18 protein-coding genes are annotated in these 25,970 nt (G+C 60.3%); 6 read left to right on the forward strand and 12 right to left on the reverse strand.

Annotated features, from left to right (window positions below; translation table 11 throughout):
- Nucleotides 1-44 precede the first annotated feature (44 nt).
- The 3 genes from AA0535_RS01820 to AA0535_RS01830 are packed head-to-tail and all read left to right on the forward strand — an operon-like array spanning nt 45 to nt 4,829.
- Nucleotides 45-1,991, forward strand: a complete 1,947-nt coding sequence (locus AA0535_RS01820) for a PrkA family serine protein kinase (protein WP_264814197.1) — start codon at nt 45-47, stop codon at nt 1,989-1,991.
- A gap of 22 nt (nt 1,992-2,013) precedes the next feature.
- The gene (locus AA0535_RS01825; RefSeq protein WP_264814199.1) at nt 2,014-3,324 is read left to right on the forward strand and encodes a YeaH/YhbH family protein; all 1,311 of its coding nucleotides are present in this window, start codon (nt 2,014-2,016) and stop codon (nt 3,322-3,324) included.
- A gap of 2 nt (nt 3,325-3,326) precedes the next feature.
- Nucleotides 3,327-4,829 carry a SpoVR family protein gene (locus AA0535_RS01830; RefSeq protein ID WP_264814201.1) on the forward strand — a complete coding sequence of 501 codons (1,503 nt, stop codon included), beginning with the start codon at nt 3,327-3,329 and terminating at the stop codon, nt 4,827-4,829.
- A gap of 260 nt (nt 4,830-5,089) precedes the next feature.
- Here AA0535_RS01830 and AA0535_RS01835 read toward each other — a convergent pair whose 3' ends face one another.
- The 7 genes from AA0535_RS01835 to glmU form a co-directional block, all read right to left on the reverse strand.
- On the reverse strand, nt 5,090-7,678 hold the full coding sequence (locus tag AA0535_RS01835; RefSeq protein ID WP_304500829.1) for a cation:proton antiporter: 2,589 nt from the start codon (nt 7,676-7,678) through the stop codon (nt 5,090-5,092).
- A gap of 105 nt (nt 7,679-7,783) precedes the next feature.
- Complete coding sequence (gene thiE / locus AA0535_RS01840) at nt 7,784-8,395, reverse strand: thiamine phosphate synthase (RefSeq protein WP_264814202.1); 612 nt, start codon at nt 8,393-8,395, stop codon at nt 7,784-7,786.
- Nucleotides 8,392-9,165 (reverse strand): thiazole synthase, encoded by a 774-nt coding sequence (locus tag AA0535_RS01845; protein ID WP_264814203.1) that lies wholly within the window; start codon nt 9,163-9,165, stop codon nt 8,392-8,394. The genes thiE and AA0535_RS01845 overlap by 4 nt, the downstream gene beginning before the upstream one ends.
- A gap of 3 nt (nt 9,166-9,168) precedes the next feature.
- Nucleotides 9,169-9,366 carry a sulfur carrier protein ThiS gene (thiS, locus tag AA0535_RS01850; RefSeq protein WP_264814204.1) on the reverse strand — a complete coding sequence of 66 codons (198 nt, stop codon included), beginning with the start codon at nt 9,364-9,366 and terminating at the stop codon, nt 9,169-9,171.
- Between the two features lie 99 nt (nt 9,367-9,465).
- Nucleotides 9,466-10,437, reverse strand: a complete 972-nt coding sequence (gene thiO, locus AA0535_RS01855) for a glycine oxidase ThiO (protein ID WP_264814205.1) — start codon at nt 10,435-10,437, stop codon at nt 9,466-9,468.
- Nucleotides 10,438-10,468: 31 nt separating this feature from the next.
- Nucleotides 10,469-12,292: a glutamine--fructose-6-phosphate transaminase (isomerizing) gene (gene glmS, locus AA0535_RS01860; RefSeq protein ID WP_264814206.1), complete on the reverse strand. Its 1,824-nt coding sequence runs from the start codon at nt 12,290-12,292 to the stop codon at nt 10,469-10,471.
- A complete protein-coding gene (glmU, locus tag AA0535_RS01865; protein ID WP_264814207.1) occupies nt 12,292-13,659 on the reverse strand; it encodes a bifunctional UDP-N-acetylglucosamine diphosphorylase/glucosamine-1-phosphate N-acetyltransferase GlmU in 1,368 nt (455 codons plus the stop codon). The genes glmS and glmU overlap by 1 nt, the downstream gene beginning before the upstream one ends.
- Nucleotides 13,660-13,764: 105 nt before the next feature.
- Between glmU and AA0535_RS01870 the strand changes: the two genes are divergently transcribed.
- The gene (locus AA0535_RS01870) at nt 13,765-14,439 is read left to right on the forward strand and encodes an HAD family hydrolase (RefSeq protein ID WP_264814208.1); all 675 of its coding nucleotides are present in this window, start codon (nt 13,765-13,767) and stop codon (nt 14,437-14,439) included.
- A 61-nt stretch (nt 14,440-14,500) separates the two neighbouring features.
- Here the strand turns inward: AA0535_RS01870 and AA0535_RS01875 are convergent, their stop codons facing one another.
- On the reverse strand, nt 14,501-15,364 hold the full coding sequence (locus AA0535_RS01875) for a DUF3108 domain-containing protein (protein ID WP_264814209.1): 864 nt from the start codon (nt 15,362-15,364) through the stop codon (nt 14,501-14,503).
- Nucleotides 15,354-17,807, reverse strand: a complete 2,454-nt coding sequence (gene gyrB, locus AA0535_RS01880) for a DNA topoisomerase (ATP-hydrolyzing) subunit B (RefSeq protein ID WP_264814210.1) — start codon at nt 17,805-17,807, stop codon at nt 15,354-15,356. Before gyrB ends, AA0535_RS01875 begins: the two co-directional genes overlap by 11 nt.
- 375 nt (nt 17,808-18,182) lie before the next feature.
- Here gyrB and AA0535_RS01885 point away from each other — a divergent pair, with 375 nt between their 5' ends.
- Entirely contained in the window at nt 18,183-19,151 is a 969-nt protein-coding gene (locus AA0535_RS01885) for an SDR family oxidoreductase (RefSeq protein ID WP_264814326.1), read from the forward strand.
- 132 nt (nt 19,152-19,283) lie between these two features.
- Here the strand turns inward: AA0535_RS01885 and clpB are convergent, their stop codons facing one another.
- Nucleotides 19,284-21,887: an ATP-dependent chaperone ClpB gene (gene clpB / locus AA0535_RS01890; RefSeq protein WP_264814211.1), complete on the reverse strand. Its 2,604-nt coding sequence runs from the start codon at nt 21,885-21,887 to the stop codon at nt 19,284-19,286.
- 247 nt (nt 21,888-22,134) lie between these two features.
- On the reverse strand, nt 22,135-23,643 hold the full coding sequence (locus AA0535_RS01895) for a glycosyltransferase family 2 protein (RefSeq protein ID WP_264814212.1): 1,509 nt from the start codon (nt 23,641-23,643) through the stop codon (nt 22,135-22,137).
- Nucleotides 23,644-23,880: 237 nt separating this feature from the next.
- Between AA0535_RS01895 and AA0535_RS01900 the strand changes: the two genes are divergently transcribed.
- Complete coding sequence (locus tag AA0535_RS01900; RefSeq protein ID WP_264814327.1) at nt 23,881-25,137, forward strand: AGE family epimerase/isomerase; 1,257 nt, start codon at nt 23,881-23,883, stop codon at nt 25,135-25,137.
- A 67-nt stretch (nt 25,138-25,204) separates the two neighbouring features.
- Here AA0535_RS01900 and AA0535_RS01905 read toward each other — a convergent pair whose 3' ends face one another.
- Nucleotides 25,205-25,951 (reverse strand): hypothetical protein, encoded by a 747-nt coding sequence (locus tag AA0535_RS01905; protein WP_264814213.1) that lies wholly within the window; start codon nt 25,949-25,951, stop codon nt 25,205-25,207.
- Nucleotides 25,952-25,970: the final 19 nt, after the last annotated feature.

The raw sequence follows: 25,970 nt of genomic DNA on the forward strand, positions 1-25,970 counted from the left end.
TCGCCCCCCGGCCCAGTGGCAGGATCTATCGGAGCATACGAGTCATGAGTTCATTCTCGGACGTCTTTACGCTGGCTTCTTCCTTTCGTGAGGAACGTCGGGAAACAGAGATGTCGCTGGCCTCCTACCTGTCTCTGTGCCGTGAAGACCCCAGCTGCTATGCAAGCGCCGCCGAACGCATGCTCAAGGCCATCGGTGAGCCCGTCATGCTTGATTCGGCGCGCGATCCGCGCCTCAGCCGTATCTTCATGAACCGCACCGTACGTACCTATCCTGCCTTCGCCGATTTCTATGGCATGGAAGATGCGGTGGAACAGATTGTGGGCTTTTTCCGTCACGCCGCCCAGGGTCTGGAAGAACGTAAGCAGATTCTCTACCTGCTCGGCCCCGTTGGCGGCGGCAAATCCTCCCTTGGCGAGCGACTCAAGACACTCATGGAGCGCGAACCGATCTACGTGCTCAAGGCCGGCAAGCAGATCAGCCCGGTCTTCGAGAGTCCGCTTGGCTTGTTCGACCCGGAGCGTTTCGCCACCTCGCTGCAGGAGCAATATAACATTCCGCGCCGCGTGCTGACCGGCATTGCGAGCCCTTGGGCGCTCAAGCGTCTTGAGGATTTCGACGGGGATATCTCGCGCTTCACCGTTGTCAGGCTCAATCCGTCCAAGCTGCGCCAGATTGCGGTCGCCAAGACCGAACCCGGGGATGACAATAATCAGGATGTCTCGGCCCTGGTCGGCAAGGTCGATATTCGTCAGCTCGAGAACTTCAGTCAGAACGATCCCGATGCCTACAGCTTCTCTGGCGGCCTTAATCGCGCCAATCAGGGCATTCTCGAATTCGTCGAGATGTTCAAGGCGCCCATCAAGATGCTGCATCCGCTGCTGACAGCTACTCAGGAGGGCAATTATGTCGGTACCGAGAATATTGGCGCGATCCCTTTCACAGGTGTGATTCTGGCGCACTCGAACGAGGCGGAGTGGCAGTCCTTCCGCAATAACCGCACCAATGAGGCCTTCCTCGACCGCGTCTGCGTCATCAAGGTGCCCTATTGCCTGCGCGTGACCGAAGAGTCGAAGATCTATGAGAAGCTGATCCAGTCCTCGGCTCTGGGCGATGCGCCATGTGCGCCTCATACGCTCGAAATGCTGGCCCAGTTTGCCGTGCTGTCGCGTCTCAAATCGCATCCGAACTCCACGCAGTTTGCCAAGATGCGCGTCTATGACGGCGAGAACATCCGGGAAACCGACCCCAAGGCGCGCGCCATGCAGGAGTACAAGGACAGCGCGGGTGTGGATGAGGGTATGGAGGGGATCTCCACGCGATTTGCCTACAAGGTTCTCTCAGCCACCTTCAATCACGATGCCTCCGAAATTTCGGCCGACCCTGTGCATCTCATGTATGTGCTGGAGCAGGCGGTACGGCGTGAACAGTTCCCGGCTGAAACCGAGGCTGCCTATCTTGCGTCGCTTAAGTCCGATCTTGCGCGTCGCTATGCCGAGTTTCTCGGCAATGAGATCCAGAAAGCCTATCTGGAGAGCTACAACGACTACGGTCAGAACCTGTTCGACCGTTATCTGGACTATGCCGATGCCTGGATAGAGGATCAGGATTTTAAGGATCCCGATACAGGCCAGCTGATGAATCGCGATCTGCTCAACGCTGAACTGAGCAAGACCGAAAAAGCGGCGGGCATTGCGAACCCCAAGGATTTCCGAAACGAGGTCGTCAAGTTCTCCCTGCGTTCGAGGGCCAGCAATGGCGGGCGCAACCCGTCATGGACGAGCTATGAGAAGATCCGCGACGTGATCGAAAAGCGCATGTTCAGCCAGGTCGAGGATCTGCTGCCTGTCATCAGTTTCGGGTCGAAAAAGGACAGCACCAGTGAGCGCAAGCACGATGAATTCGTCAGCCGCATGGTGGCACGCGGTTATACCGAGCGTCAGGTAAGGCGCCTCGTCGAATGGTACATGCGCGTCAAGCAGTCGGCCTGATCTTCCTCTCACGGAGCGTTTCATGGAAATCATCGACAGACGCCCGAATCCGCACGGCAAGAACACCGAAAACCGCCAGCGCGTCCTTTCAAGGGCGCGCCAGGCCATCCAGAGCGCGGTGCGCGACGCCGCAGCGCAAGGGCGCATTCGTGAGATCGGGCAGGATAGCGCGGTCTCGATCCCGGCCGATGTCCTTCACGAGCCGAGCTTTCACAGGCATTTCAGTGCCGGAACGCGTCATTTCGTGCTCTCCGGCAACAAGGAGTTTGTAAAGGGCGACAGGCTGCGTCGGCCGCCCGGCGGAGAAGGCGAGGGGGGCGGCGAAGGGAATGGCGCGAGCGAGCAGGGGGGCGGCGAGGACAATTATCGTTTTGTCCTCTCGCGCGACGAGTTTCTCGACCTGTTCTTTGACGATCTCGAACTGCCCGATCTGGTGAAGCGCGAGATCGCCTCAACCACCACCCACGCCACAAGCCGCGCCGGGCTGACAAGTGACGGTTCGCCATCCCAGATCGACCTGGGACGGACCATGCGGCGCTCAATGGGGCGTCGTATCGGACTCAAGCGTCCAAAGCCGCAGGAACTCGTCGATATTGAGGAGGAAATCGCAGCACTCGAAGATCAGAGACCGCTCTCGGACAATTTGTTCCTCAGGCTGCAGGAATTACGCGAAGGACGCGATCTGCTGCGCCAGCGCCTTGCCCGCATCCCGTGGGTTGATCCGGTCGATCTGCGCTACCGGCGCTTCACCCCTGTGCCGAAACCAACGACGCAGGCCGTCATTTTCTGTGTCATGGATGTTTCGGGATCCATGACCGAAAAGATGAAAGAGCTTGGGAAGCAGTTTTTCATGCTGCTGCATGTCTTTTTGGAAAAGCGATACGAGAAACTGGAGATCGTCTTCATCCGACACGCTGAAACAGCAGAAGAGGTTGAAGAGGACGTTTTTTTCACTGATCCGCGCACAGGCGGTACGGTGGTGTCGACCGCACTCGATCTTCTGCATGAGGTGCAGGCTGACCGCTATCCGACCGATAAATGGAATATCTACGTCGCGCAGGTTTCGGACGGAGATAATATTTCTTCGGATATGAACAAGGTCAATCGTCTGATGACGGAGGCCATCCTGCCCGTGGTGCAGTATTTCGCCTATGTCGAGGTCAGTATGGGCGGTGCGTTGCTGCGCAGCGAAACCGATCTCTGGCGCGGTTACAAAGCGATTGCCGAAACCACACCGCAACTGGCCATGCGTCAGGTTCAGGACAGGCGCGATATCTTTCCGGTTTTCAGGGATCTGTTCGCCCGACGTGCGGCCGAACGGGCAGGGGAGTGACCATGCTCTATACCGGCACAGACTGGACGTTCTCGACATTGCGGGACTGCTATGGCGAGATCGACCGCATAGCGAGCGAGGAGCTCAAGCTCGATACCTATCCCAATCGCATCGAGATCATCACCTCCGAGCAGATGCTCGATGTGTATACGTCTCATGGCATGCCCATCAGCTATCCCCACTGGTCGGCTGGCAAGCGCTTTGTTTCCCATGAGAACGCATACAAGCGTGGGCTGATGGGTCTTGCCTATGAGGTCGTAATCAATTCCAGCCCCTGTATCTCCTACCTCATGGAGGAAAACACAGCCACCATGCAGGCGCTGGTGATTGCCCATGCGGCCTTTGGGCATAACCATTTCTTCAAAAATAACCGGCTTTTCCGCGAGTGGACGGACTCCACGCAGATTCTCGATTATCTCGAATTCGCACGGGGTTATGTGGCCCGATGTGAGGAAAAATACGGGGTGAGGGCGGTCGAGCGCATTCTTGACGCTGCCCATGCCCTGCAGAGCCAGGGTGTCGATCGTCATACGGGGAGCAAACGGCTCGATCTGCGACACGAGCAGGAACGCGCCCGTGAGAGGCGCGCCTATGAGGATGAAAACTTCAACGATCTCTGGCGGACCTTGCCCGAAGCACAGCATCAGGCAAAACCGGGCAGCGAAACGGATGACCAGGGAGCCAGCCTAGGCCTGCCTGAGGAGAATATCCTCTACTTCCTCGAAAAGCATGCCCCTCGACTGGCCAATTGGGAACGTGAAATCATCCGTATTGTCCGGCTGATCGCGCAATATTTCTATCCGCAGCCTCAGGCCAAGCTGATGAATGAAGGCTGCGCCACCTGGGTGCACAACTTCATCATGCATCGCCTGCATGACAAGAAGCTGATCGACGACGCTGCCATTCTGGAGGTCATTCACTCGACCAGCAACGTCATCACCCAGCGTGGCTTCGATGAAGGGGGAGGGCCCAGTTTCAATCCTTATGCGCTGGGCTTCGCGATGATGACCGACATCGCGCGTGTGTGCACAGAGCCCACTGAGGAAGACAAACGCTGGTTCCCCGGTCATGCGGGCAATCAGGACCCTATCGGCACGCTTCATCACGCTTGGGCGGAGTATCGCGACGAGAGTTTCGTGCAGCAGTTTCTCTCGCCGAAGGTCATACGCGACTTCAGGCTGTTCAGACTTGAGGATGACCTGTCCCAACCGTATCTGCTGGTTGATGCCATCCATGACGATCCTGGCTATCGCGACATCAGGCGCTCTGTCGCCGCGTCCTACGATCCCGGTCTTCTGGCTGAGGAGATCGAGATCGTCGGTGCCGATCTGACGGGGGATCGCATCCTGCGTCTTGAGCATCGCACCCGTCCGGGTAAGCTGCTGCAACCTACGGATGCAAGACTCACGCTCGAACATCTCGGTGCGCTTTGGGGTTACGGCGTGATCCTGAAGGAGGTCGACAGCCAGACTGGCGCCGAGCTCGGCAGCTATGCCTTGGCCTGAACCTTGTCGGCTGCGCGGATACGTGCCGCGCAGCCGAGTTTTCATGACCGCGGCGGATGGTCGTACAGGATGTTTGAGTGCGCTTTGCTCTCTAACCCGCATGCGAGTTGGCATAATATATCTTATCGAACTTTTGGATATCCGGTATGAGGACTCTGTATCATGGGCTCAGCCTCGGTCCTGGATACGTTCGATTTGCCCGCTATCAGACAGATCGAACGTAAACGAACATGGCACGACTCTTCAGACGCACCAGCGTCTCAGTTGCTGCTCTCTCTCGAGCTATCGCGGTTCCCCGCCTTGATCAATTCACGCGCCGGGATGAACGGCTCCTTGTCCCCTCCGAGAACGAGCGAGAGCCGGTGACCCTCAGCCAAACGCGCCTCGGCACGCTCATCGATCGTACGACGCACGATGGGATACTCCTCGACGAGGCGCCGGAACTGCGACGCCGGTATCGCGAGCAGATGACAGAACTGAAGCGTCCGGACTGTTCCGCGCGAGAACGTCTCGTTGATGAGAGGCGCAGCTCCGATAAGATCCCCTGCCCCGAACTGCACGTCCTGTTCCGCAATATGCACTTCAGCCAGACCGGCAACAACGGCGTATACCATATTGATCTTGCCGTTGCGGCGCAGCAGTACCTCCCCCGGCGAAGCGAAGCGCAAGGATATGTTCATCGCCAGATCGTGCAGCACACCGTCCGGTACGCCCCGAAACGCCGGGAACGAGCGTAACCGCTGCTCTATACCGCTCTTGAGGTTAAAGCGAAGCGGCTTTTCGAGACGCTCCTGTCGCTTCTCGACGTCTCTCAGCAGTTCCCGATGAAGTTCCTCACTGACGAGATTGTCCGACAACAGCTCGTCATATTCCTCTTCCTCCAGACGCAACGCGATCTGATGCAGAATGCGGCTCTCGAGCGCTTCGGAATAGCCCTGATAATGCAAGCGCATCATCTCCAGCGCATCATCGAGCATGCGGCGCTGACGGCCAAGGACCTCCGAAACGATCTCACTGATGCGCGTCCCCAATGTCGGCTCCAGCCGCTGATGCATGAAGCGCATCAGAGAGAGCGAAACCAGATGGGCAATGACCAGCATTTCGAAGCGCTCGGACATACAGAACATGAGCGGCTGGTCGATGTGAAAGCGCCTGTGCAGCATCTGCGCGACACGAAAACGCATGGTCGGGCGCAGCCTTCGGCGCAGAGCGCGCACGTAACCGTACCGCCCTTCCAGCCGTGCGCCATCCACCATGGCTTCGGATGAGCGCAGCAGTGTTTCCATGACCCGGCGTGACAGACCGCGTATGCGAAACAGGTCCAGCAGCAAGGAGCGCTCGCGATTGGCGATGGTGATCAGCGCCAGTGTCACGCGCTGCCGGTCGCCCAGAGCAGTGTCAAAGGTGTTGGCCTCGCTCTCCTCCTGCGCGCGGCGCTCGATCTGACCGATGATCGTCTTCTGGGTCCCTGCCCCGAAGCCCAGTTCATCGGCGAGCGTGTGCGTGCGTTCCGCGACCTGCGCCAGACCGCTGCTGAGCACCTGGTGACGCATGGCCTGATCGATGGCAGGCAACTGGTCGAGTTTGAGGAATACCACAAGGTACCGCAGCGTGGTGCCATTCACGAGTAGCGTGATCAGCACGAAGCCGGTCGCGATGATGCCGATGAAATGCGCGGTCGAGGTCGAGACGCGCTGGTTTTCAGTCACGGCCAGCGCCAGAGCCAGTGTGATGGCCCCGCGTAATCCGCCCCAGACCATGGTTGTCTTGAACGGTGCAGGCACGGGTGGTGAGAGTTTGAACGCTGCCAGAATGGGCAGCAAACCGAACACGACGGCGCCGCGTGCCAGCATCCCGGCCACGGTGGCAATGAGGATCAATACGCAATCCCACCGCGTCATTCCGATCAGGAGGCGTGGCACGAGCATGGACGCAAGGACGAAGACCAGCGACCCGGCCCAGAAGACCAGCTGAACCCAAAGCTCGTTCAAAAAGCGCCAGACCTGCGGTCTGAAGGTGGATGGCCCATAAACTGACAGAGTCAGGCCTGAAGCCGCCGTGGCGACCACACCTGAAAAGCCCAGAAACTCGTCACACAAAATATACACTACATAAGGCAGCGCCAGTGTGAGCGTGATTTCTGCGGCGGCCGAGGCACCAAGACCCGCAATCATCAAAAGTGTCAGGCGGCCTACGGCGACCCCCACGATCATCGCCCCGCCGAAGGAGGCGAAGAAATCGATGACGGTCTCGCCAAGCTCGATATGACGATGCGACGTCACGGAGGCGAGCAGGATCGAGAAGATCGCGATAGCAGCCGCGTCGTTAAGCAGCGCTTCTCCCTCGACCAGTCTGGTCAGACGCGAGGCCGCACCAATCTCACGGAAGATCCCGGCGACGGCGGACGGATCAGTCGTGGCGACGATCGAGCCCAGAAGCAGACAAACAACAAGTGTCTGGCCGGCAAACGGATAAAGCGCCATCCCGATAGTGAGCGTCGAGACAAGTACCGCCACGACAGCCAGCAGCAGCACTGTGGCAGTCTCATGCGCAAGGCGTCGCACATCGATCGCCAACGCCCCCTGAAAAACCAGGATGGGGAGGAAGATCAGCAGAAACGCTTCGCTATTGATCGGGAAATAGAGCAGCGTCTCGGCTGCACCATCGAAAATCTCGGTCAGGGAGGAGCGGAGCAATAGATCTGCTGCCGCACCAATACCAATACCAGCCAGCGCAAGCAGAACAGTTTCCGAAACCTCAAGCCGCCGGGCTAAAGGCTGGACCGCACTGATCAGAACCATCAGCAGCGCCAGCGCCAGAATAATGGCAGCCAGTCCCGTCACCATCATAGGCGCGCGCTCTCCCTCAATTTCCGTGTTGTCAGCACTCTATACGCGAATCCTCCCGCAGCCGCGAGGGTTCGTCTGCTATCCTGAAGGAAATATTAAGTCTTTTCAGTGGCTGCACACGTCCAGCCATGCCTTCACCTGAGCTTCAGGCTCCTCGGAGGCAATGAAGTCGGAAACGGCCGCTACGCTGTCTGCCCCAGCGGCGATACAGGAGGGGGCACGGGCGCGCGTGATGCCGCCAATGGCCACGAGAGGCATGTCAGGTCCGATAAGACGGCGCCATTCGGTCAGTTTTTCGACGCCCTGGGGGTCCCAGATCATCTTCTTGAGCTTCGTCTCCCATATCGGACCAAGCGCGACATAATCAGGAGCGACGGAAAGGGCGCGCTCGAGTTCCTCATGCGAATGGGTCGAGATACCGAAAGCGATACGCGCCGCCCGGATCTGGTCGAGATCGGCAGTATCGAGGTCTTCCTGACCGATATGGATGTAGTCGATCCCAAGTTCGATCGCGAGCTGCCAGTAGTCATTCAGCACGAGGCGAACATTATGCCGCACGGCAGCTTCCTGCCCCTCTATCACCTGGGCGCGCAGCGTTTCCGGATCGAGATTCTTGAGGCGGAGCTGGATGAACCGTGCCCCGGCTGCACCGAGACGTTCCACCCAGCGCGGGTGATCGACAACGGGGTAGATAGGTGAAGGAAGACGGCTGTTCATGATGCAAATACTGCTTTGCCAAGAGTGGGCGTCGAAGGAACAGCCATGTCGCGCTCCTCCATCGGATCGGCCTCGCTGGCCAGGCGCCCGACCTCGCAAGCAAGACGGAATGCCTCAGCCATGCTGACAGGGTCACCCGCCTTGGCGACCGCCGTATTGATCAGAATGGCGTCGTAGCCGAGTTCGAACGCGGTCACGGCATGGGACGGGCGTCCAATTCCGGCATCGATCACCATAGGAATCTCGGGGAAATGCGCGCGCAGGGCGCGTAGACCGAAAACATTGTTGAGTCCCCTGCCCGACCCTATCGGAGCCCCCCAGGGCATCAGCAACTCACATCCGGCTCGAAGCAGGCGCTCGGCCACCACAAGATCCTCAGTGGTATACGGAAAGACCTTGAATCCCTCCTCGGTCAGGATACGCGCCGCTTCAACGAGCGCGAAGACATCGGGCTGCAACAGATCACCCTGCCCGATCACTTCGAGCTTGATCCAGTCGGTGTCAAAAACCTCACGCGCCATCTGGGCCGTGGTCACGGCTTCGCGCACAGTATGACAACCTGCCGTGTTGGGCAGCACCGGCACCTCAAGCCCGCGCACGAGCTCCCAGAATGCCTGACCGGCCTGTTCGCCAGCCGACTCACGGCGCAACGATACGGTTACCGCTCCAGGACGGGCTGCCTTGACCGAGGCCGCCAGCACGGCCGGGCTGTCATAGAGGGCGGTCCCCAGCATAAGGGGCGATGCAAGCTCGGTTCCGTAGGCGCGCATGGGTCAGCCTCCCTGCATGGGGGCAAGGATCTCGAGCCGTGCACCTTCCTGCAATTCCCTGCCCGATCGGGCGGAACGAGGAACGAATACCCCGTCGATCGCGGTTGCCACTTTTGACTCACCATAGCCAAGCTCGATCAGGATGTCGGAGAGAAAGCGGCCGCTGATGCGCTTCGTCTCGTCATTCACGATTATCTGCAAGGCATTTCCTCCAAATTCGTCCCACACGCAGCGCGCGCCGGGAGGGCAGATCCAAGCTGCCGGTTTCATGACATCAGAACGGCTGGTGTCGCAGCCGGATCAGGTCGTGGCGGGAAAAATGACACGCCCGACTTCTGCCGCCCGCGCTGGCGACAGGAGAAAGCCATGGCGATACATACCATTGACCGTGATCCGACGCCCCTCACAATGCACTCGCGGCACATTATCGGAGTAGGACGGGCGTATCCCCGCATTTGCCTCGATGATCTCCGCCTCGGCAAAAGCCGGATGCAGCGTGTAGAGCGCGTTCAGAAGCTCGCTCATGGCCCTGACCGTGATGGCGCGATTATCATCGCTTTCAACCATCGTCGCGCCAGCCATGAAGATATTGTTCTCGCGTGGCACGATATAGATCGGGATGCGCGGATGCAGCATGCGCACCGGACGATGCAAACGCATCTCGGGGCAGCGCACCAGGATCATCTCCCCACGAACGCCCCTCAGGCCGGGCTCAATGTCGCGCGCGTCCATGCCCGTGCAGTCGACAACCCAGTCGAAGCTAGCAGCGCTCTGCGTCGTCCCGAAACGGACAATCCCGCCCAGATTCAGAAGACGCTGTTCAAGGCGCTGCAATGCGAGGCGGGGATCGACATGGCCCTCCCCCGCAAAAAACAGAGCCTTGTCGAAGCGGCCTGCCAGATCGGGTTCGAGCTCACTAATTTTCCGGTCGTCGATGGTCTCGAAATGGCTCGTGCGCCTGCCGAAACGGGCGAGTTCGACCTGATCACGCGGGGGCGCCACAACCAGACTGCCATTGCGCGCCATATCGGGGACGTGATCGGCCCACCACTGCAGGGAGTCGAGTGAGTCGCGCGTGACTTCCTCGGGAGCGGATTCTGCTTCACACCAGGGAGCGAGCATACCGCCGGCGAACCATGAAGCGCCGCTCCCGATCCGCGGCCCCGCTTCGTGCACCGTGACGGTGGCGCCCTTCTCCGCAAGGGTCACGGCCGTGACGAGCCCGGCCACTCCCGCTCCTCGAATGAGTATCGCTGGTCCCGCTCCCGCCATTTCTCCGGCCCCCTGGCTGTTTTGGGTCAGGTTACTCCACAGTCACCGATTTGGCGAGGTTACGCGGCTGGTCGACATCGGTGCCACGGCGCAGGGCCACCTCATAAGCGAGGATTTGGACCGGGATCGTATAGAGAATGGGGGCTACAAACGGATCGACATCCGGCAGGATGACCATATGTTCGGCCAGACCGCTCAATCGTTCAGCTCCCTTCTGATCGGTGAAGGCCATGATGCGTCCGCCGCGTGCCTTGGCCTCCTGGATATTCGACAGGGTTTTATCGAACAAAATCGTCGAGGGTGCGATGACGACGATGGGCACATCCTTGTCGATCAGCGAAATGGGGCCATGCTTCATCTCGCCAGCAGCATAGGCCTCTGCATGAATGTACGAAATCTCCTTGAGCTTGAGAGCGCCTTCCTGAGCAACCGGAAAGCAGATGCCCCGGCCGAGATAAAGTACGTCTCGAGCCTCAGCCACGGAAGCGGCCATGGCCTGGATATCGCTCACGCGGGAGAATATTTCTGCAGCCCGTGAAGGAAGGTCGAGCAGATGGGCCAGAAGATCGGCTTCCCGCTTTGCAGACATTGCCCCCCGAGCCCGGGCGATGGCAATGGTCAGCACCGCGAGAACAGAGAGCTGGGCGGTGAAGGCCTTCGTGCTGGCCACCGAAATCTCGGGCCCCGCAACCATGCCGAGCACGACGTCGCTTTCACGGCCCATCGTGCTTCCCTCGACATTGAGGATCGATACGATGTGCTGCTCACGCTCGCGCAGACTGCGTAATGCAGCGAGGGTATCCGCTGTCTCACCGGACTGGGAGATCATCAGCGCCATACCGCTGGGTGTCAGCGGCGGGTTGCGATAGCGGAGCTCCGATGCAACATCGATATCCACGGGCAGGCGCGCTTCCGCTTCCAGCCAGTAACGTGCCACCAGACCCGCGTAGAATGCTGAGCCGCAGGCGGTGATGATCGCGCGCGGCAGGGCGGCCATGTCAAAGGGAAATTCTGGCAGGGCAATCGCGCGGGTGACCGGATCGATCATTCTCTGCAGGGTCTGGCCGATGACAACCGGATGCTCATGGAGTTCCTTCTCCATGTAATGACGGTAGCCATCCTTGCCGACCGTTCCCGCGATGAGCGCGATTGTCTGCACGGCGCGCTGCACACGCTGGCCCGATGCGTCGTAGAACTCCACGTTGTCGGGCTGGAGCACACACCAGTCCCCGTCATCCAGATAGGCAATGCGACGCGCCAGCGGCGCCAGGGCAAGACTATCGGAGCCGAGAAACATCTCCCCCTCGCCAAACCCGACGGCAAGTGGCGCACCATGACGCGCACCGATCAGCAGCCCCTCATGGCCAGTGAAGATCATGGCCAGGGCATAGGCGCCTTGCAGTCGCCCCAGGGTCTTGCTTGCAGCCTCTCGCGGGGTCATGCCCTGATCGAGGTAGAAATCAACGAGCTGCGCGACGCATTCCGTATCGGTCTCGGACGTGAAGTGGCGTCCAATGGCCACCATTTCGGCCTTGAGTTCCTCGTAGTTCTCGATGATCCCGTTATGCACGATCGCGACACGATCGGTCGCATGGGGATGGGCGTTGATTTCATTGGGCAGGCCATGGGTCGCCCAGCGCGTATGGCCAATCCCCGTGATGCCCTTGAGAGGCTGCACATCCAGAACGGCCTGAAGATTATCGAGCTTGCCCGCCGCCCGTCGGCGCGCGATGCGCCCGTCCACCAGACTGGCGATCCCTGCTGAATCATAGCCGCGATACTCGAGACGCCTCAGCGCCTCGACGATGAGCGGAGTGGCATTCTTGTGTCCGACGACGCCGCAGATTCCGCACATCAGCCCTGTTCCTTCTTTGCACGCAGGGCGTCACGAATGCTGCGCCCTCTCTCTGCCTTGTTAATCTGTCGCGAACGCCCCAGAGCCAGGGCTCCTGCTTCCACATCCTCGGTGATGACACCGCCAGCGGCTAATAGGGCTCCGCTGCCGATTGTGACGGGCGCCACAAGAATGGAATCAGACCCGACAAAGACATCCTCGCCGATCACAGTGCGATGCTTGAAAACGCCGTCATAATTGCAGGTGATCGTGCCTGCACCGACATTGGTGCGCGCGCCGATTGTTGAGTCACCGAGATAAGTCAGATGGTTCGCTTTCGCACCATCTCCGAGCTGTGTCGCCTTGAGCTCCACAAAATTACCGACATGCGAGGCCACACCGCAGACAGTTCCTGGACGCAGACGCGCATAGGGACCGATAATCGCCTCGCGCTCCACGACGCAGCCCTCCAGATGGCTGAATGCACGAATACGCGCCTCGCGACGCACAACCACTCCCGGGCCGAACACGACATTGGATTCAACCACGACATCCGGCTCGATCACCGTATCCGCCGAGAAGAAGACTGTTTCCGGTGCAACAAGGGTCACGCCTGCATCGAGCGCCGCATTACGCAGGCGCCTCTGCAGGCTCGCTTCTGCTGTAGCCAGTTCTGCGCGCGAGTTGATCCCCGCCAGTTCGTCTGCAGGAGCTTCGGCATGACGGACAAGACCTTCGCGGGCCGCCAGCGCCACGACATCGGTCAGATAATATTCCCCCTGGGCATTGTCATTACCTAGGGCAGCCAGCCAGTTTCTCAGCTCCTGCGCGCCAGCGCAAAGCACACCGGCGTTGCACAGTTCTATGGCGCGCTCGGCCTCGCTGGCGTCTTTCCATTCCACGATAGCCCGTACGGCGCCCTCTTCGACCACCACGCGTCCATAACGTCCTGCCTCACGAGGGCGCATAGCGAGAAGAGCCAGAGTCACTCCCGCCTGACGCCTCGTTTCGAGAAGCATGCGCATCGTCGCTTCTGTGATCAGCGGGTTGTCGGCATAGAGAATGGCGACGTCCCCGTCACCAAACAGTTCTTCCGCCATGCGCGCGGCATGGCCAGTCCCAAGACGCTCTGTCTGGACCACGCAGGGCCACGGAGCGGCGGCCTTTTCAAGAGCAGGCATGTCCGGGCCGACCACCACCACGATTCGGTCGAAGACGCTTTTTGCTGTCTCGATCAGATGCGCGATCATGGGACGTCCACCCAGCGGATGCAGGGCCTTGGGCAGGTTTGAGCGCATGCGCGTGCCAAGCCCTGCCGCGAGGATGACGGCAGTCGTCGGTTTGTGATGGCGAACGGGCTGGCCGTCCGAAATGGAAAGTGATGTCATATCGTTACGTGGCGTAGCCAACCCGGCAGAGGGCTGTCAAACACCTCTCCTGTCACTTCGGATTGCCGATTATTGCATTCGCCTGTTTCAAGAGGAAGATCGCCCATGAGTACGGAAATCAAGACTGCCGTTTTCGATCTCGATGGGACGCTGATCGACAGCCTGCCCGACCTTGCAGAGAGCGGGGGCGCCCTGCTCAAATCCTATGACCTGCGCGAGCCGAATGCTGAAACGGTGCGCGGTATGATTGGCGATGGCGCGCGCAAACTGGTTGACCGGCTACTGGTTTATGGGGGCGACACAGACAGGATCGATCGTGACGAGGCGACCAGACGGTTCCTCGACATCTATGAGCCACGCGCTACCGAGAAGACCAGGCTGTTTCCGGATACCGAAGCCATGCTGACGACGCTGCATGAACGCGGCATCGCCTGCGTGATCTGCACGAATAAACCTGTGAAGGCGGCGCAGGAAATTATTGAAAAACTCGGTATTGCGCCGCTGATCGACGCCGTTGGCGGTGGCGACAGCTTCCCTGTGCGCAAGCCCGATCCCGACCACATCCGCAAAACCATGCGCATGATCGACGCCGAACCTACGCGAGGCATCATGATTGGCGATCATCGGAACGACATCTCGGCTGCTCTGGGCGTGCCGATGCCAGCGCTTTTCGCCAGTTGGGGCTATGGTGACCGCAGCATGAGCGCGCATGCTACGGCTATAGCGGGTTGTGTCGCCGAGCTTCCAAAACTGATCTATGATCTGTCTCGGCCTCGCTGAGCCGCCAGGGGGAGTTCGCCCCCCACGCTACCCGATTGCCCGGACGGTGGAATCCTGCAGCTTACGGCTGGACGACGGGCGTGTGATCGAGGACCGCGGTCATCTGACCGAGCTTGGGATGTTCGAATTCGATGCGCACAGCGGTCAGCCCGACGCCGGGAATATCCTGAAACCATGCCGAACCGGGATGAGGGGCTTTCATCACTTCGAGATGAGATGAGTCCTTGATGAATCCGGCCTCCTGCTGGCCGACGAAATCGCAGCGCAAGGCCGGGCCTTTGAACTTCTGCCCGAAGGTCTCGGGCACTTCGCCCTTGAACGGCCCGTGAGACGTCATGGCGCTCAGACGCAAGCCATCGAATACGTGGGCGTTGCCATCGCATTTCCCGGTATGACGCACGTTTTCGAGCAGAAGCGCCATGGCGCTCAGCGTGTCCATGGCATGAGACAGTTCGCCCTGAGGAACGTCCTCGCGGTCACTCTCCTTGGGATCGAGCGTCACAACATGCGGCGCGTCGTCATCATAGTGAAGGACCACACTGCGGTGACGTCCGCGCGAGTAACCGGCACTCTCATAGCCGACTGGATGAACCCAGTCATGGTCGAAATGACCCTGCGCCGTGCTCTGGATATCCATGCGCAGAAACAGGCTCATGAAGCCGCCTGCATGAAGCCTCGTCGTGATGCCGTAGCCCAGATCGGTCAGGGTATAATCGGCTGTAGCATCCACAACGTGGAGCCCATGATTATAGACACGGTAGATCGCGGTGGTCTGGCCCATATTCGCTGAGGGCGCGGTTGAGACCGTAGACGACGCTCCGTCATTTCCCAGATCCGTCGCCCTGGCCTGACCGGCGAAGGCGCAAAGCGCCGCACCCAGCGCGAGACTGCGCATGGCCTGCGACGCCCGACGATCAGACGTCAAGATTGGCGACCTTCTGGGCATTACCGACGATGAAGTCGCGGCGCGGCTCCACCACGTCGCCCATGAGGGTCGAGAAGACCTGACCCGCGTCTTCCACATCGCCGACCTTGACCTGAAGCAGGATGCGGGTTGCGGGGTCGAGGGTCGTATCCCAGAGTTGCTCGTTATTCATCTCGCCAAGGCCTTTGAACCGGTTGATGGCAAGGCCCTTGCGCCCCTGCTGCACCACCCGGTCGAAAACCATGGCCGGACCCGCAAGTTCCACCGACTGGCTGTCGAGCGCCAATTTCGCCGCACCATCGAAATCATCGGCAATCCGGCTGCCTTCTCCCGCAAGCCAGCGCGCCTCTGCCGAACGCAGCAGCACGGCATCGAGCGTATAGACCTCGCCCACGCCGCGCACGCTGCGCGCAAGCCGCAGGCCGCCTTCTTCCGTGGGACCGACCATCCAGCCACGCTCATTGACCGGCGAGGCGGCATCGAGGCGCGCCTGGAGGATGGGCGCGCGTTCCTGGGCAGTCTCATGCCCAAGGGACAGGGCGCGCGCCACATAGGCCTGCTCAAGCACCCAGACAGGAATCTTGCTCGCCAGCGCTGTGAGCGTCTTCGCCACCTGTCCCATCGCCTTGACGCGCTCCATCAGCGCCTCACCCGCAATCACCTCTCCGCTCGACAAGGTCAGCGTGGCATTGGCAAGCGCCTTGTCGAGCAGATACTGCTCCAGAGCCGCATCGTCTTTTAGATAGCGCTCCTCGTTACCGCGCTTGGCGCGGTAGAGCGGCGGCTGGGCGATATAGAGATATCCCTTCTCGATCAGCTCCGGCATCTGACGGAAGAAGAAGGTGAGCAGCAGCGTGCGGATATGGGATCCGTCGACGTCGGCGTCCGTCATGATGACAATCTTGTGGTAGCGCAGCTTCTCGATCGAGAAACCACCCTGCTCCACATCGCCACGGCCGATGCCGGTGCCGAGCGCCGTGATCAGCGTACCGACTTCAGCAGAGCCGAGCATACGATCAAAACGCGCACGCTCGACATTGAGAATCTTGCCCTTGAGCGGCAGGATGGCCTGGAAGCGACGGTCGCGCCCCTGCTTGGCCGTTCCACCTGCCGAATCACCCTCGACGATGAACAATTCGGCCTTGCTTGCATCGCGCTCCTGACAATCCGCCAACTTACCCGGCAGGGAGGACACATCGAGTACGCCCTTGCGCCGCGTGAGTTCACGAGCACGCCGGGCAGCGTCACGCGCCGCCGCCGCCTCGTTGACCTTCGCAATCACGGCCTTGGCTTCACGCGGATGGGTTTCAAACCAGTGCCCAATGGCATCTGCCGCGGTCACATGGACGACAGGCTGCACCTCGGAGGAGACAAGCTTGTCCTTGGTCTGGGACGAGAATTTGGGGTCGGGCACCTTCACCGACAGCACCGCCGTCATGCCTTCGCGCATGTCTTCACCCGTGAGGGAGGCGGCGTTCTTGGACGATCCGGTATCGGCGTATTTGCCCACCACTCGTGTCAGGGCCTGGCGGAACCCGGCCAGATGCGTACCGCCATCGCGCTGCGGGATATTATTGGTGAAGCACAGCATCGTCTCATGGAAGCTGTCATTCCAGGTCAGTGCGAACTCGACGCGGATACCGCTCTCGGCATGATCGATTGCACCGACGATGGGCGGGGTGACTATCGAGGTCTTGCTCGCGTCGAGATATTCTACAAAGGCGCTGAGACCCCCTTCATAGCAGAACACCACTTCTTTGTTCTCGGCATGACGCTCATCGCGCAGGACGATCTCGAGGCCGGAATTCAGGAAGGCGAGCTCGCGCATGCGGCGTTCGAGAGTGGTGAAGTCGAATTCCACCTTGGTGAAGGTCTGCTTGCTGGGCTTGAATGTGACCAGCGTCCCCCGAGGCTCGTCACTCGCCCCGATGACAGCCAGAGCGTCATCGCGCTCGCCATGCTGAAAGCGAATGAAATGCTCCGTGTTGTTGCGCCAGATGCGGACTTCCATCCACTCTGAGAGCGCGTTGACCACAGCCGCGCCAACGCCATGCAGACCACCGGAAACCTTATAGGAATTCTGGTTGAACTTGCCGCCGGCATGAAGCTTGGTCAGCACGACTTCCGCCGCGCTCACGCCTTCTTCCTCATGCATATCGGTCGGAATGCCACGACCGTTATCGCGTACGCCCACCGACCCGTCGCCATTGAGGGTCAGGATGCAGCGCGTTGCATGACCTGCCTGCGCTTCGTCCACGGCGTTGTCGATGATCTCGAACACCATATGGTGCAGTCCCGAGCCATCATCCGTATCGCCGATATACATGCCGGGGCGTTTGCGTACCGCATCGAGCCCCTTGAGAACCGAGATGGATGAGGCGCCATAATCGGCTTCGTCATCGAGGTTCTCAGGCAACTCGGTCGGACGGATCTGTTCGGACATGCTGGCGTGACGCTCCTACTCGCAACAAGTGGTCAATATAGCCCCTCTGGCGAGCCGCGGCTAGGGCATTGGGAGACCATGACCGGACTGGACGACCGCAGCCGTCACAGAGACCTAAAAGGAGGGCCGAACACCCTGCTGAAGGGCGTCAGTGGTTTGTACGGCTCCCTTTGCATAGCAACCCAATCGTCTCTGACGGCTTCTCACTCAGTGTCGGATGACCGGCACGGTTCCCTCCTGTCAAAAGCGAGACCCGCCGCCATGAGCAATCCCACCGATCCGACAGCATCGCACGCCCCCTATGCGCCAGAAGAAAGCGAGACGCCCGTATCAGGCACCAGAAATACCGGGGCAGCTTCAACCAATCGGCGGAGCATGATGCAAGGTGCCACACTTGGCCTTGCCGGTCTTGTGGCGGCAACCAGTCGCGCGCAGGCGGCACCTGCACAGGCGGGAGCGGCGCCTCTGGCTGACCCGCAGAAGCTCTACCCCCACGCCCCGTTCGCTTCCCAACCTCAGGAATGGCCGGGCTTGCAATCGCGCATGCATCCCAAGCCCGATTGTGGTGAGACAAGCTATAAAGGCAGCGGCCGTATGGCGGGGCGACGTGCGCTCATCACAGGGGGAGATTCCGGCCTTGGACGATCCGCCGCCATTGCCTTCGCGCGTGAGGGAGCAGACGTCGCCATCAATTACCTGCCGCAGGAGGAAGAAGACGCACGGGAAGTCGTGGCACTTATTCGCAAAGCGGGGCGTAAGGCCGTTGCCCTGCCGGGTGATATTCGCTCGGAGGCATTCTGCCAGAAGCTGGTCAATGATGCCGCAAGTGCGCTGGGCGGTCTGGATACGCTCGTCAATTGCGCCGGGCGCCAGCATCACCATGACAGTATTCTCGAACTCAGCACCGAGGAATTCGACTGGACGCTCAAGACCAATCTCTATGCATTGTTCTGGATCATCAAGGCCGCCATCCCGCATATGCCGCCCGGGAGCGCCATTGTGAACACGGCGTCTTCCAATGCCTATAACCCATCCGAAATCATCATCGATTACAGTCTGACGAAGGCAGGTATTGCCAATCTGACGAAATCGCTCGCCAAGCAGCTTCTCCCCAAAGGGATCCGCATCAATGCCGTCGCCCCGGGTCCTTTCTGGACACCGCTTCAGGTCTGTGGCGGCCAGCCCATGTCAGCCGTCGAAAAATACGGCACCACCGTACCGATGGGACGGCCGGGGCAACCGGCGGAGATCGCACCGCTTTACGTCACCCTTGCCTCGACAGAAGCCAGCTACATCACGGGACAGATTTACGGCATCACCGGCGGCACCGGTATGCCGGGATGACAGCGGGCCCCGCGATAACTCTGGCAAGCATGTGTGCGCAAGACGGAATTTGAAAAAGGGGGTGCGTCGCGTCCAGGCGATGCCCCCCCTTTTTTGAGCATAATGTCCTATCGGTCCCGAGGGACAGAACGGTCAGTCGATCTCTGCCTGCTGACCATTGATGACCAGCCCCTTGTCATTTGCAGAGACATGGACGGTCTGGCCGTCGAAGATCGTCCCGTCCAGGAGGAGCCCGGCCAATGTGTTCTGCAGGCTGCGCTGGATCACACGCTTGAGCGGACGTGCCCCATAGACCGGGTCGTAACCGGACTCAGCCAGCCAGTCATCGGCCGCCTGATCGAGATCCAGCGTGATCTTGCGATCGGCCAGAAGCTCACGCAGCCTCTTGAGCTGGATCGACACGATACGGTTCATGTCGGCCCGCTGGAGACGCGAGAACAGCACGATCTCATCAAGGCGGTTCAGGAATTCCGGTCTGAAATGGCTGCGCACCACAGCCATGACCTGTGCCTGAACCAGAGCCGTGCTCTCTCCATCGGGCTGCAGGGCCAGAATATCCGAGCCAAGATTGGAGGTCAGGATGATGATCGTGTTGCGGAAGTCGACAACACGTCCCTGCCCGTCCGTCAGACGCCCGTCATCCAGCACCTGCAGCAGGATATTGAACACATCCTCATGCGCCTTTTCGACCTCGTCGAACAGGATGACCTGATAGGGCCTGCGACGCACGGCCTCGGTCAGCACACCGCCCTCTTCATAGCCGACATAGCCCGGAGGCGCGCCGACCAGACGGGAGACCGCGTGTTTCTCCATGAACTCGCTCATATCGACACGCAGCATGGCCCGGTCGTCATCGAACAGGAACTGTGCCAGCGCCTTGGCCAGCTCTGTCTTGCCCACGCCGGTAGGGCCGAGGAAGAGGAATGAGCCGATGGGACGGTTGGGGTCCTGCAGACCGGCGCGTGCCCGGCGCACAGCGTTGGAGACGGCCTTGAGCGCAGGTTCCTGACCCACTACGCGCTCGCGCAGCTCGTCTTCCATACGCACAAGCTTGGCACGTTCACCCTCGAGCATCCTGTCTACCGGGACACCGGTCCAGCGCGACACGACGGAGGCGATGCCCTGATCCGTCACGGCCTCGCTGAAAAGGCCCGCCTGGGCGGCGTCCTTCTGCTCTTCCTGCTGGGCGTCTTCAATCTGACGCTCTAGACCCGGGATCGTCGCGTACATGAGCTCGGAAGCCTTGCCGAGATCCCCCTTGCGCTGGGCTATCTCGACTTCGGAGCGCGCCTGATCGAGCTGCTCCTTGAGCTTCTGGATCGCATTCACGCGATCCTTTTCGGCGTGCCAGGCCGCGCCCAGCGTGTCGGATTGCTCCTGCAGGTCGGCCAGTTCGGCCTCGAGCTTCACCAGACGCTCGCGGCTCGCGCTATCGTCTTCCTTGCGTATGGCCTCGCGCTCGATCTTGAGCTGGATGATGCGTCGGTCGAGTTCGTCCAGTGCCTCAGGCTTGCTGTCAATCTGCATGCGCAGACGGCTCGCGGCCTCGTCAACGAGATCGATGGCTTTGTCCGGCAGGAAGCGGTCCGTGATATAGCGGTTGGACAGCGTCGCCGCGGCGACAAGGGCGCCATCGGTGATGCGGACACCGTGATGGAGCTCGTACTTCTCCTTGATACCGCGCAGGATGGAGATCGTATCCGCAACCGAGGGTTCACCCACGAAAACCGGCTGGAAGCGCCGGGCCAGAGCCGCATCCTTCTCGATGTACTTGCGATACTCATCCAGCGTGGTGGCACCAATGCAGTGCAGAACACCTCGTGCGAGTTCCGGCTTGATCAGGTTTGAGGCATCCATTGCGCCATCGGAGCGTCCGGCGCCCACCAGCGTATGCATCTCATCGATGAACAGGATGACCTGACCCTCGGCGCTCTCGATCTCCTTGAGAACAGCCTTGAGCCGCTCCTCGAACTCGCCGCGATATTTCGCACCGGCCACCAGCGCACCCATATCGAGCGAGAGCAGCTTCTTGTTGCGCAGCGCTTCGGGTACGTCGCCATTGACGATACGCAGCGCCAGACCTTCCACGATGGCCGTCTTGCCCACGCCGGGCTCACCTATCAGGACCGGATTATTCTTGGTGCGTCGTGCCAGAACCTGGATGGCGCGACGGATCTCCTCATCGCGACCGATAACGGGATCGAGCTTGCCCGACTGGGCAACAGCGGTGACATCACGCGCATATTTCTTGAGCGCGTCGAACCCTGCCTCAGCATTCGCACTATCGACGACCCGGCCCTTGCGCAGTTCGGCCACCGCCCTCTCAAGGGCCTTGGCATCGGCCTTGCCTTCGGACAGGGCCTGTCCGGCACCGGACTTGCTCGCGGCGAGCGCAACGAGCAGTCGATCCTGCGCCACAAAGCTGTCGCCAGCGCGATTGGCGTCCTGTTCGGCGGCGTCGAGGGCGCGGACGAGATCGGGTGTTGCCTGGGGCTGGCCTGCGCCACCGCCCTGAACCTTGGGCAGACGGGCGAGCGCCGCATCATTGGCCGTACGGACAGTATCGGGATTGCCGCCAGCGGCACGGATCAGCGCGGACGCAGCCCCTTCCGGGTCGTCCAGAAGCGCCTTGAGAAGATGCTCCGGCGTGAGCTGCTGATGATAATCGCGAAGAGCGATGGTCGATGCAGCCTGAAGAAAACCGCGGCTACGCTCGGTAAATTTCTCAATATTCATAACTTGGCAATGCTCCTATGCCCCGTGAAGGCGGCCAGTTGCGACAGTGAGAACCCCGTTGCGGCAGTTCTCAGCCTCTCTGGACTATAGATGGGAGCGTTTCATTCTTTGCCAAGATCACGGCATTGACCAATTGTGATCGTCAATGCCGTGGTGTTCAGGGATGGGGCGCCGTTGTGCGCGTGATCGCCATCCTTTCCCGTCGGGCGCCCGACGCAGCACGGCGGCCTCCGTCGTGCGGTCTTCCCTACCCGGCTTTCTGGAGATCGAGCGCGTGTTGCCTGGTTTCCTCAAACTCGCTGAGGGAAAAGGCCCGACCATAAATCTCGATCTGATCGGTTTGGAGATAGACCTGCGTTCCGGGGATGGTCAGTCTGACATATCGCCCGAGCACACCGTCCTTGTCGCTCCATGTGAATGGCGTTCCGTCCATTCCCCCAAAGACAGGACCATCCTGCCGATCGATGATTGTCGTCCAGAAAAACCGGTCATGAGACACGTCGACGACGAAGGACGATAATCTGTCCAATGCGCCATCGAGGCGGTTGAAGATCATGATTTCATGGATATGGCTGAGCGCGCCGAGATCGACCATCCACCAGGGATTATCCTCAAGCGCGGTGTGATGCTGCGGGCGACCGGTGAGACGACCGGACACAGCACGGCAGGCATCCTCGTCGCGCGAGCCGTCATGGACGGTGGAGCTCTGCGTTGCCGTCTTGCCCTGCGAGAGAAGCGCCCAGTCGGATCCCCTGACAATCGTTGACTGAAGGCCCTTGCCAACGAGACGGGCCCAGTACTCACTTAAATAGGGATCCAGCACGGCATTCGTATCGGCGTGGTAGGCAGCACGCTCCTCTTCGGACTTATGGGCCCAGTGTCCCTGCGCCCCGAAATCTCCCAGGCATCCCCGCTCGACACGGCGCGCGAAATCCTCCTCGGAGCGGATGTTGAAATGGGCAATATAGCCGGCTTCGACCAGACGCTTGCGCCTGTCCTCGGCATTCAGGAATGCCCAAGCATGATCTGGGAAATTCTCGTAATATCCTGCCATCGATTCACCGAGCATGTTGCAGGCCTTGAGCGGCGCTCCGAGGGCGAACAGATCGTGCTGGATGGCAACATGAGGGTTATCGAATGATAGTCGGTAGGAAACCGCGCCCGTCTTGGCCAGGATCTTGGTGAATGGTGATGCCCCACTTTCCCGTTTACGGTAATGACGCAGAACCCCGTTTGCCGGTCTCTGGCGATGACCGCTATGGCCGTAGCCGCACCAGTTGAAATAGACAGCGTCCCAATCATGGCCGAAGCGGTCGCTCACGCTGCGTATGTCATCCGAGCCCGGCAAGCAGACATACTCGTCGAGATCGAGAAACATCATCCAGCGCGTTTCATGGGCATAATGCCGCAGATAGTGCCGATACATCTGCAACTGCTCGCCCTGGTAGCGATAATGATGAAAGGTTACGAAAGGCCGTTGCGCGGTCAAGAACGGCATGACGGCCTCGTAGAGCGCCGTCGGGTCGTCATCATTGCAATAGAGGTAAACGTGGTCGAACCTGATCGACCGGTGATAAGTCAGCCACTCGACAATGCTATCGGCTTCCCAGCGCGCGCAGGCGACCAGAACATGCTGATGCGTTGGCTGGGGCCATATTCCCTTGTTCCGGGACACGGCAATCGGCAGTTTGCCAAAACTTTGCAGATCGGCGGCATTACTGGCGGATTGGGCTTTTTTTGACTTGGTCGACGGCATTTCTTTTCTTGTCACCCGGCTTGGCATGATCGCGTTGATCGTCTCGCTGTGCCTCTACAATAAAAGCCGCCTTGCGTTATCCATAGTGAAATCTTGTGACTACAGGCTCCCGGCGCCTCGCGCGCTTTAACGGCTGGAATAACGGCCCCTTTCACCGAGGCGCGTGTGCCTTGCGTTAGAAACTCGGTCGCTCCCTGCGCGTGTTGATCATCTCGTGACATGACTGGGACCGACCTGATGACCGATCTGCTCTCTCCGATGCTTCTGCCCGAAACAAGCTGGGTTCGGCGCTCAGCCCATCGCCTCTGGCTGGCTGCGGAAGGAAGAAGGCTGCTGCGTTTCGCGATGGCGTCGCGCATGGAGGGAGGATTCGGGGCGCTGGGTCGGGATGGCACGCTCCCGCAGAATGCAGAGCCCGACGGTATCCTGACCGCCCGCATGGTTCACGCTTTCTCAATGGCGGCATTGCAGGGAATTCCCGGCTGCCTGCCCATGGTCAGGCACGGCGTCAAGGCTTTGCTTGGCCCCTTGCACGACAAGGATCATGGAGGCTGGTACGAGAGCCCTTCGGCAAGGGACCATCGCAAGCAGGCTTACCTGCACGCTTTCGTCGCTCTGGCCGGATCTTCGGCAACGCTGCTTGGCGTTGAGGGCGGCGAGAAACTGCTCTCCCTCGCCACCGAGACCCTGGAGAAACGATACTGGTCCGAGGACGAGGGCGTCATGCGAGAGAGTTTCGCAGCAGACTGGAGCGACGAGGAAGACTATCGAGGAGCGAATGCGAACATGCATTCAACCGAAGCCTGCCTCGCTCTCGCCGATATAACGGGGGACGACAAATGGCTCGACCGCGCCCACCGCATTGTCCATCGCTTTGTCCACGAGATTGCGGGCAACCATGATTTCTGCATGCCGGAGCATTTCAGTCGCGACTGGAAGCTCATGCCCGACTACAACCGCGACAAGCCGACCGATCCGCTCCGCCCCTATGGCATGACGCCCGGCCATTTCGCCGAATGGGCGCATCTGACGCTCAAGGTGGAAGCAGCCCTCCTGCGTCGCGAAGGCACCGCGCCGGGGTGGATGCTCCATGATGCCCGCGCGCTTCTGGATTCTGCGCTGCGTTACGGATGGGCACCGGATGGTGAACCCGGCATGATCTATACGATCGACTGGAACCACGAGCCGGTCGTCACGGTCAGGGCCCATTGGGTCCAGGCAGAAACCGTCACTGCTGCCGTCAATCTGCTCAAGCGCACGGGGAGCCCTGCCTATGAGACGTGGTATCGCAAGCTATGGGACTATATTGCGAGCGCGCTGATCGACCATGAACTCGGGGGCTGGCGCAATGAGGTGGATGCGCATGGCAGGATCTCGGGCGAGGTCTACCCCGACAAAGCAGATCTCTATCACGCTTTCCAGTCGACCGTGGCGCCTATCCTGCCGCTTTCACCCTGCCTTACCCTTGCATTGCGAGAGTCGGACATCGTCTGAGGCATGAAGCACGCCCTGCCCGCCTTTCGGGCGGGGCAATGTGACGCCTGGCCGCCAGGAAACAGGGTTATTCCGTACCGCCTGGCGCGGTGATCTCGTCATACCCTGTCGAGCCCGGAGGCGCGCCACGCGGGATCGGCGGCTCATCGGAAACATGGATGGCCTGCAGGCGATCAGGGCCCAGACGGCGCGCCACGACGAGTTTTCCGTATGCCGTCTGGTATCCGTATCCTTCGGCGTAGATCGGTGCGCCTGGCCTGAGGTATTGCGTCCGTGCGCCGGAGGCCGGAACACGCAGCACTGTTCCGGAATCGAGTAAAGCCCCGTTCAGAGCGCCGTCACCGTCGTGCAGCAATCGCACAATTCGACCCTCTGCGCTGGCAGGTGGGGCGGAAGTCACGAGTTCGGGCATTGGCGCGGCACAGAGATCCTGCTTCTCGCTCAGGGCAAAGGCACGCACGAGGTGCAATGCAGGGGCATTCAGCCCTTTCACTGTCAGACTGGACCCGGCGCGCAAATGATGATCCTGCGCGGCCAGTCCGGGAGGCATCTCGATTTCCGTCCCGTCCGTCAGGATTGCACCGACGGCATCTCCCTGCGTCCCCGGCAGGAGACGGTCAACCTTGCCCGAAAAGCGCTGCATTCCGGTCAGGTCGAAAACGCAGGGCGCCGATATCGAGGCAACCGCCGCTTTCGGGAGAGAGGCAGCCCCGGGCACTGCCCATGCGCTCCCGGCAGCTGGGGGCAACATGGCGATGAATGCCGTCGCTGTGACGCCGGATGCTACGCTCCTGAGCCTTGGCCAAAGGGTCATGCCTGGAAACCTCCCTGAA

The organism is Asaia krungthepensis NRIC 0535 (genome assembly GCF_025995175.1).
Classification (GTDB): domain Bacteria; phylum Pseudomonadota; class Alphaproteobacteria; order Acetobacterales; family Acetobacteraceae; genus Asaia; species Asaia krungthepensis.

Bases quoted from the DNA above. Each gene is read 5' to 3' on its own strand.
- glmU (WP_264814207.1), bottom strand. From the start codon at position 13,659: ATGACATCACTTTCCATTTCGGACGGCCAGCCCGTTCGCCATCACAAA.
- AA0535_RS01820 (WP_264814197.1), top strand. From the start codon at position 45: ATGAGTTCATTCTCGGACGTCTTTACGCTGGCTTCTTCCTTTCGTGAG.
- gyrB (WP_264814210.1), bottom strand. From the start codon at position 17,807: ATGTCCGAACAGATCCGTCCGACCGAGTTGCCTGAGAACCTCGATGAC.
- AA0535_RS01845 (WP_264814203.1), bottom strand. From the start codon at position 9,165: ATGCGCGCCTACGGAACCGAGCTTGCATCGCCCCTTATGCTGGGGACC.
- clpB (WP_264814211.1), bottom strand. From the start codon at position 21,887: ATGAATATTGAGAAATTTACCGAGCGTAGCCGCGGTTTTCTTCAGGCT.
- AA0535_RS01900 (WP_264814327.1), top strand. From the start codon at position 23,881: ATGACCGATCTGCTCTCTCCGATGCTTCTGCCCGAAACAAGCTGGGTT.
- AA0535_RS01825 (WP_264814199.1), top strand. From the start codon at position 2,014: ATGGAAATCATCGACAGACGCCCGAATCCGCACGGCAAGAACACCGAA.
- AA0535_RS01870 (WP_264814208.1), top strand. From the start codon at position 13,765: ATGAGTACGGAAATCAAGACTGCCGTTTTCGATCTCGATGGGACGCTG.
- AA0535_RS01905 (WP_264814213.1), bottom strand. From the start codon at position 25,951: ATGACCCTTTGGCCAAGGCTCAGGAGCGTAGCATCCGGCGTCACAGCG.
- AA0535_RS01830 (WP_264814201.1), top strand. From the start codon at position 3,327: ATGCTCTATACCGGCACAGACTGGACGTTCTCGACATTGCGGGACTGC.
- thiE (WP_264814202.1), bottom strand. From the start codon at position 8,395: ATGAACAGCCGTCTTCCTTCACCTATCTACCCCGTTGTCGATCACCCG.
- AA0535_RS01835 (WP_304500829.1), bottom strand. From the start codon at position 7,678: ATGATGGTGACGGGACTGGCTGCCATTATTCTGGCGCTGGCGCTGCTG.
- AA0535_RS01895 (WP_264814212.1), bottom strand. From the start codon at position 23,643: ATGCCGTCGACCAAGTCAAAAAAAGCCCAATCCGCCAGTAATGCCGCC.
- glmS (WP_264814206.1), bottom strand. From the start codon at position 12,292: ATGTGCGGAATCTGCGGCGTCGTCGGACACAAGAATGCCACTCCGCTC.
- thiO (WP_264814205.1), bottom strand. From the start codon at position 10,437: ATGGCGGGAGCGGGACCAGCGATACTCATTCGAGGAGCGGGAGTGGCC.
- AA0535_RS01885 (WP_264814326.1), top strand. From the start codon at position 18,183: ATGATGCAAGGTGCCACACTTGGCCTTGCCGGTCTTGTGGCGGCAACC.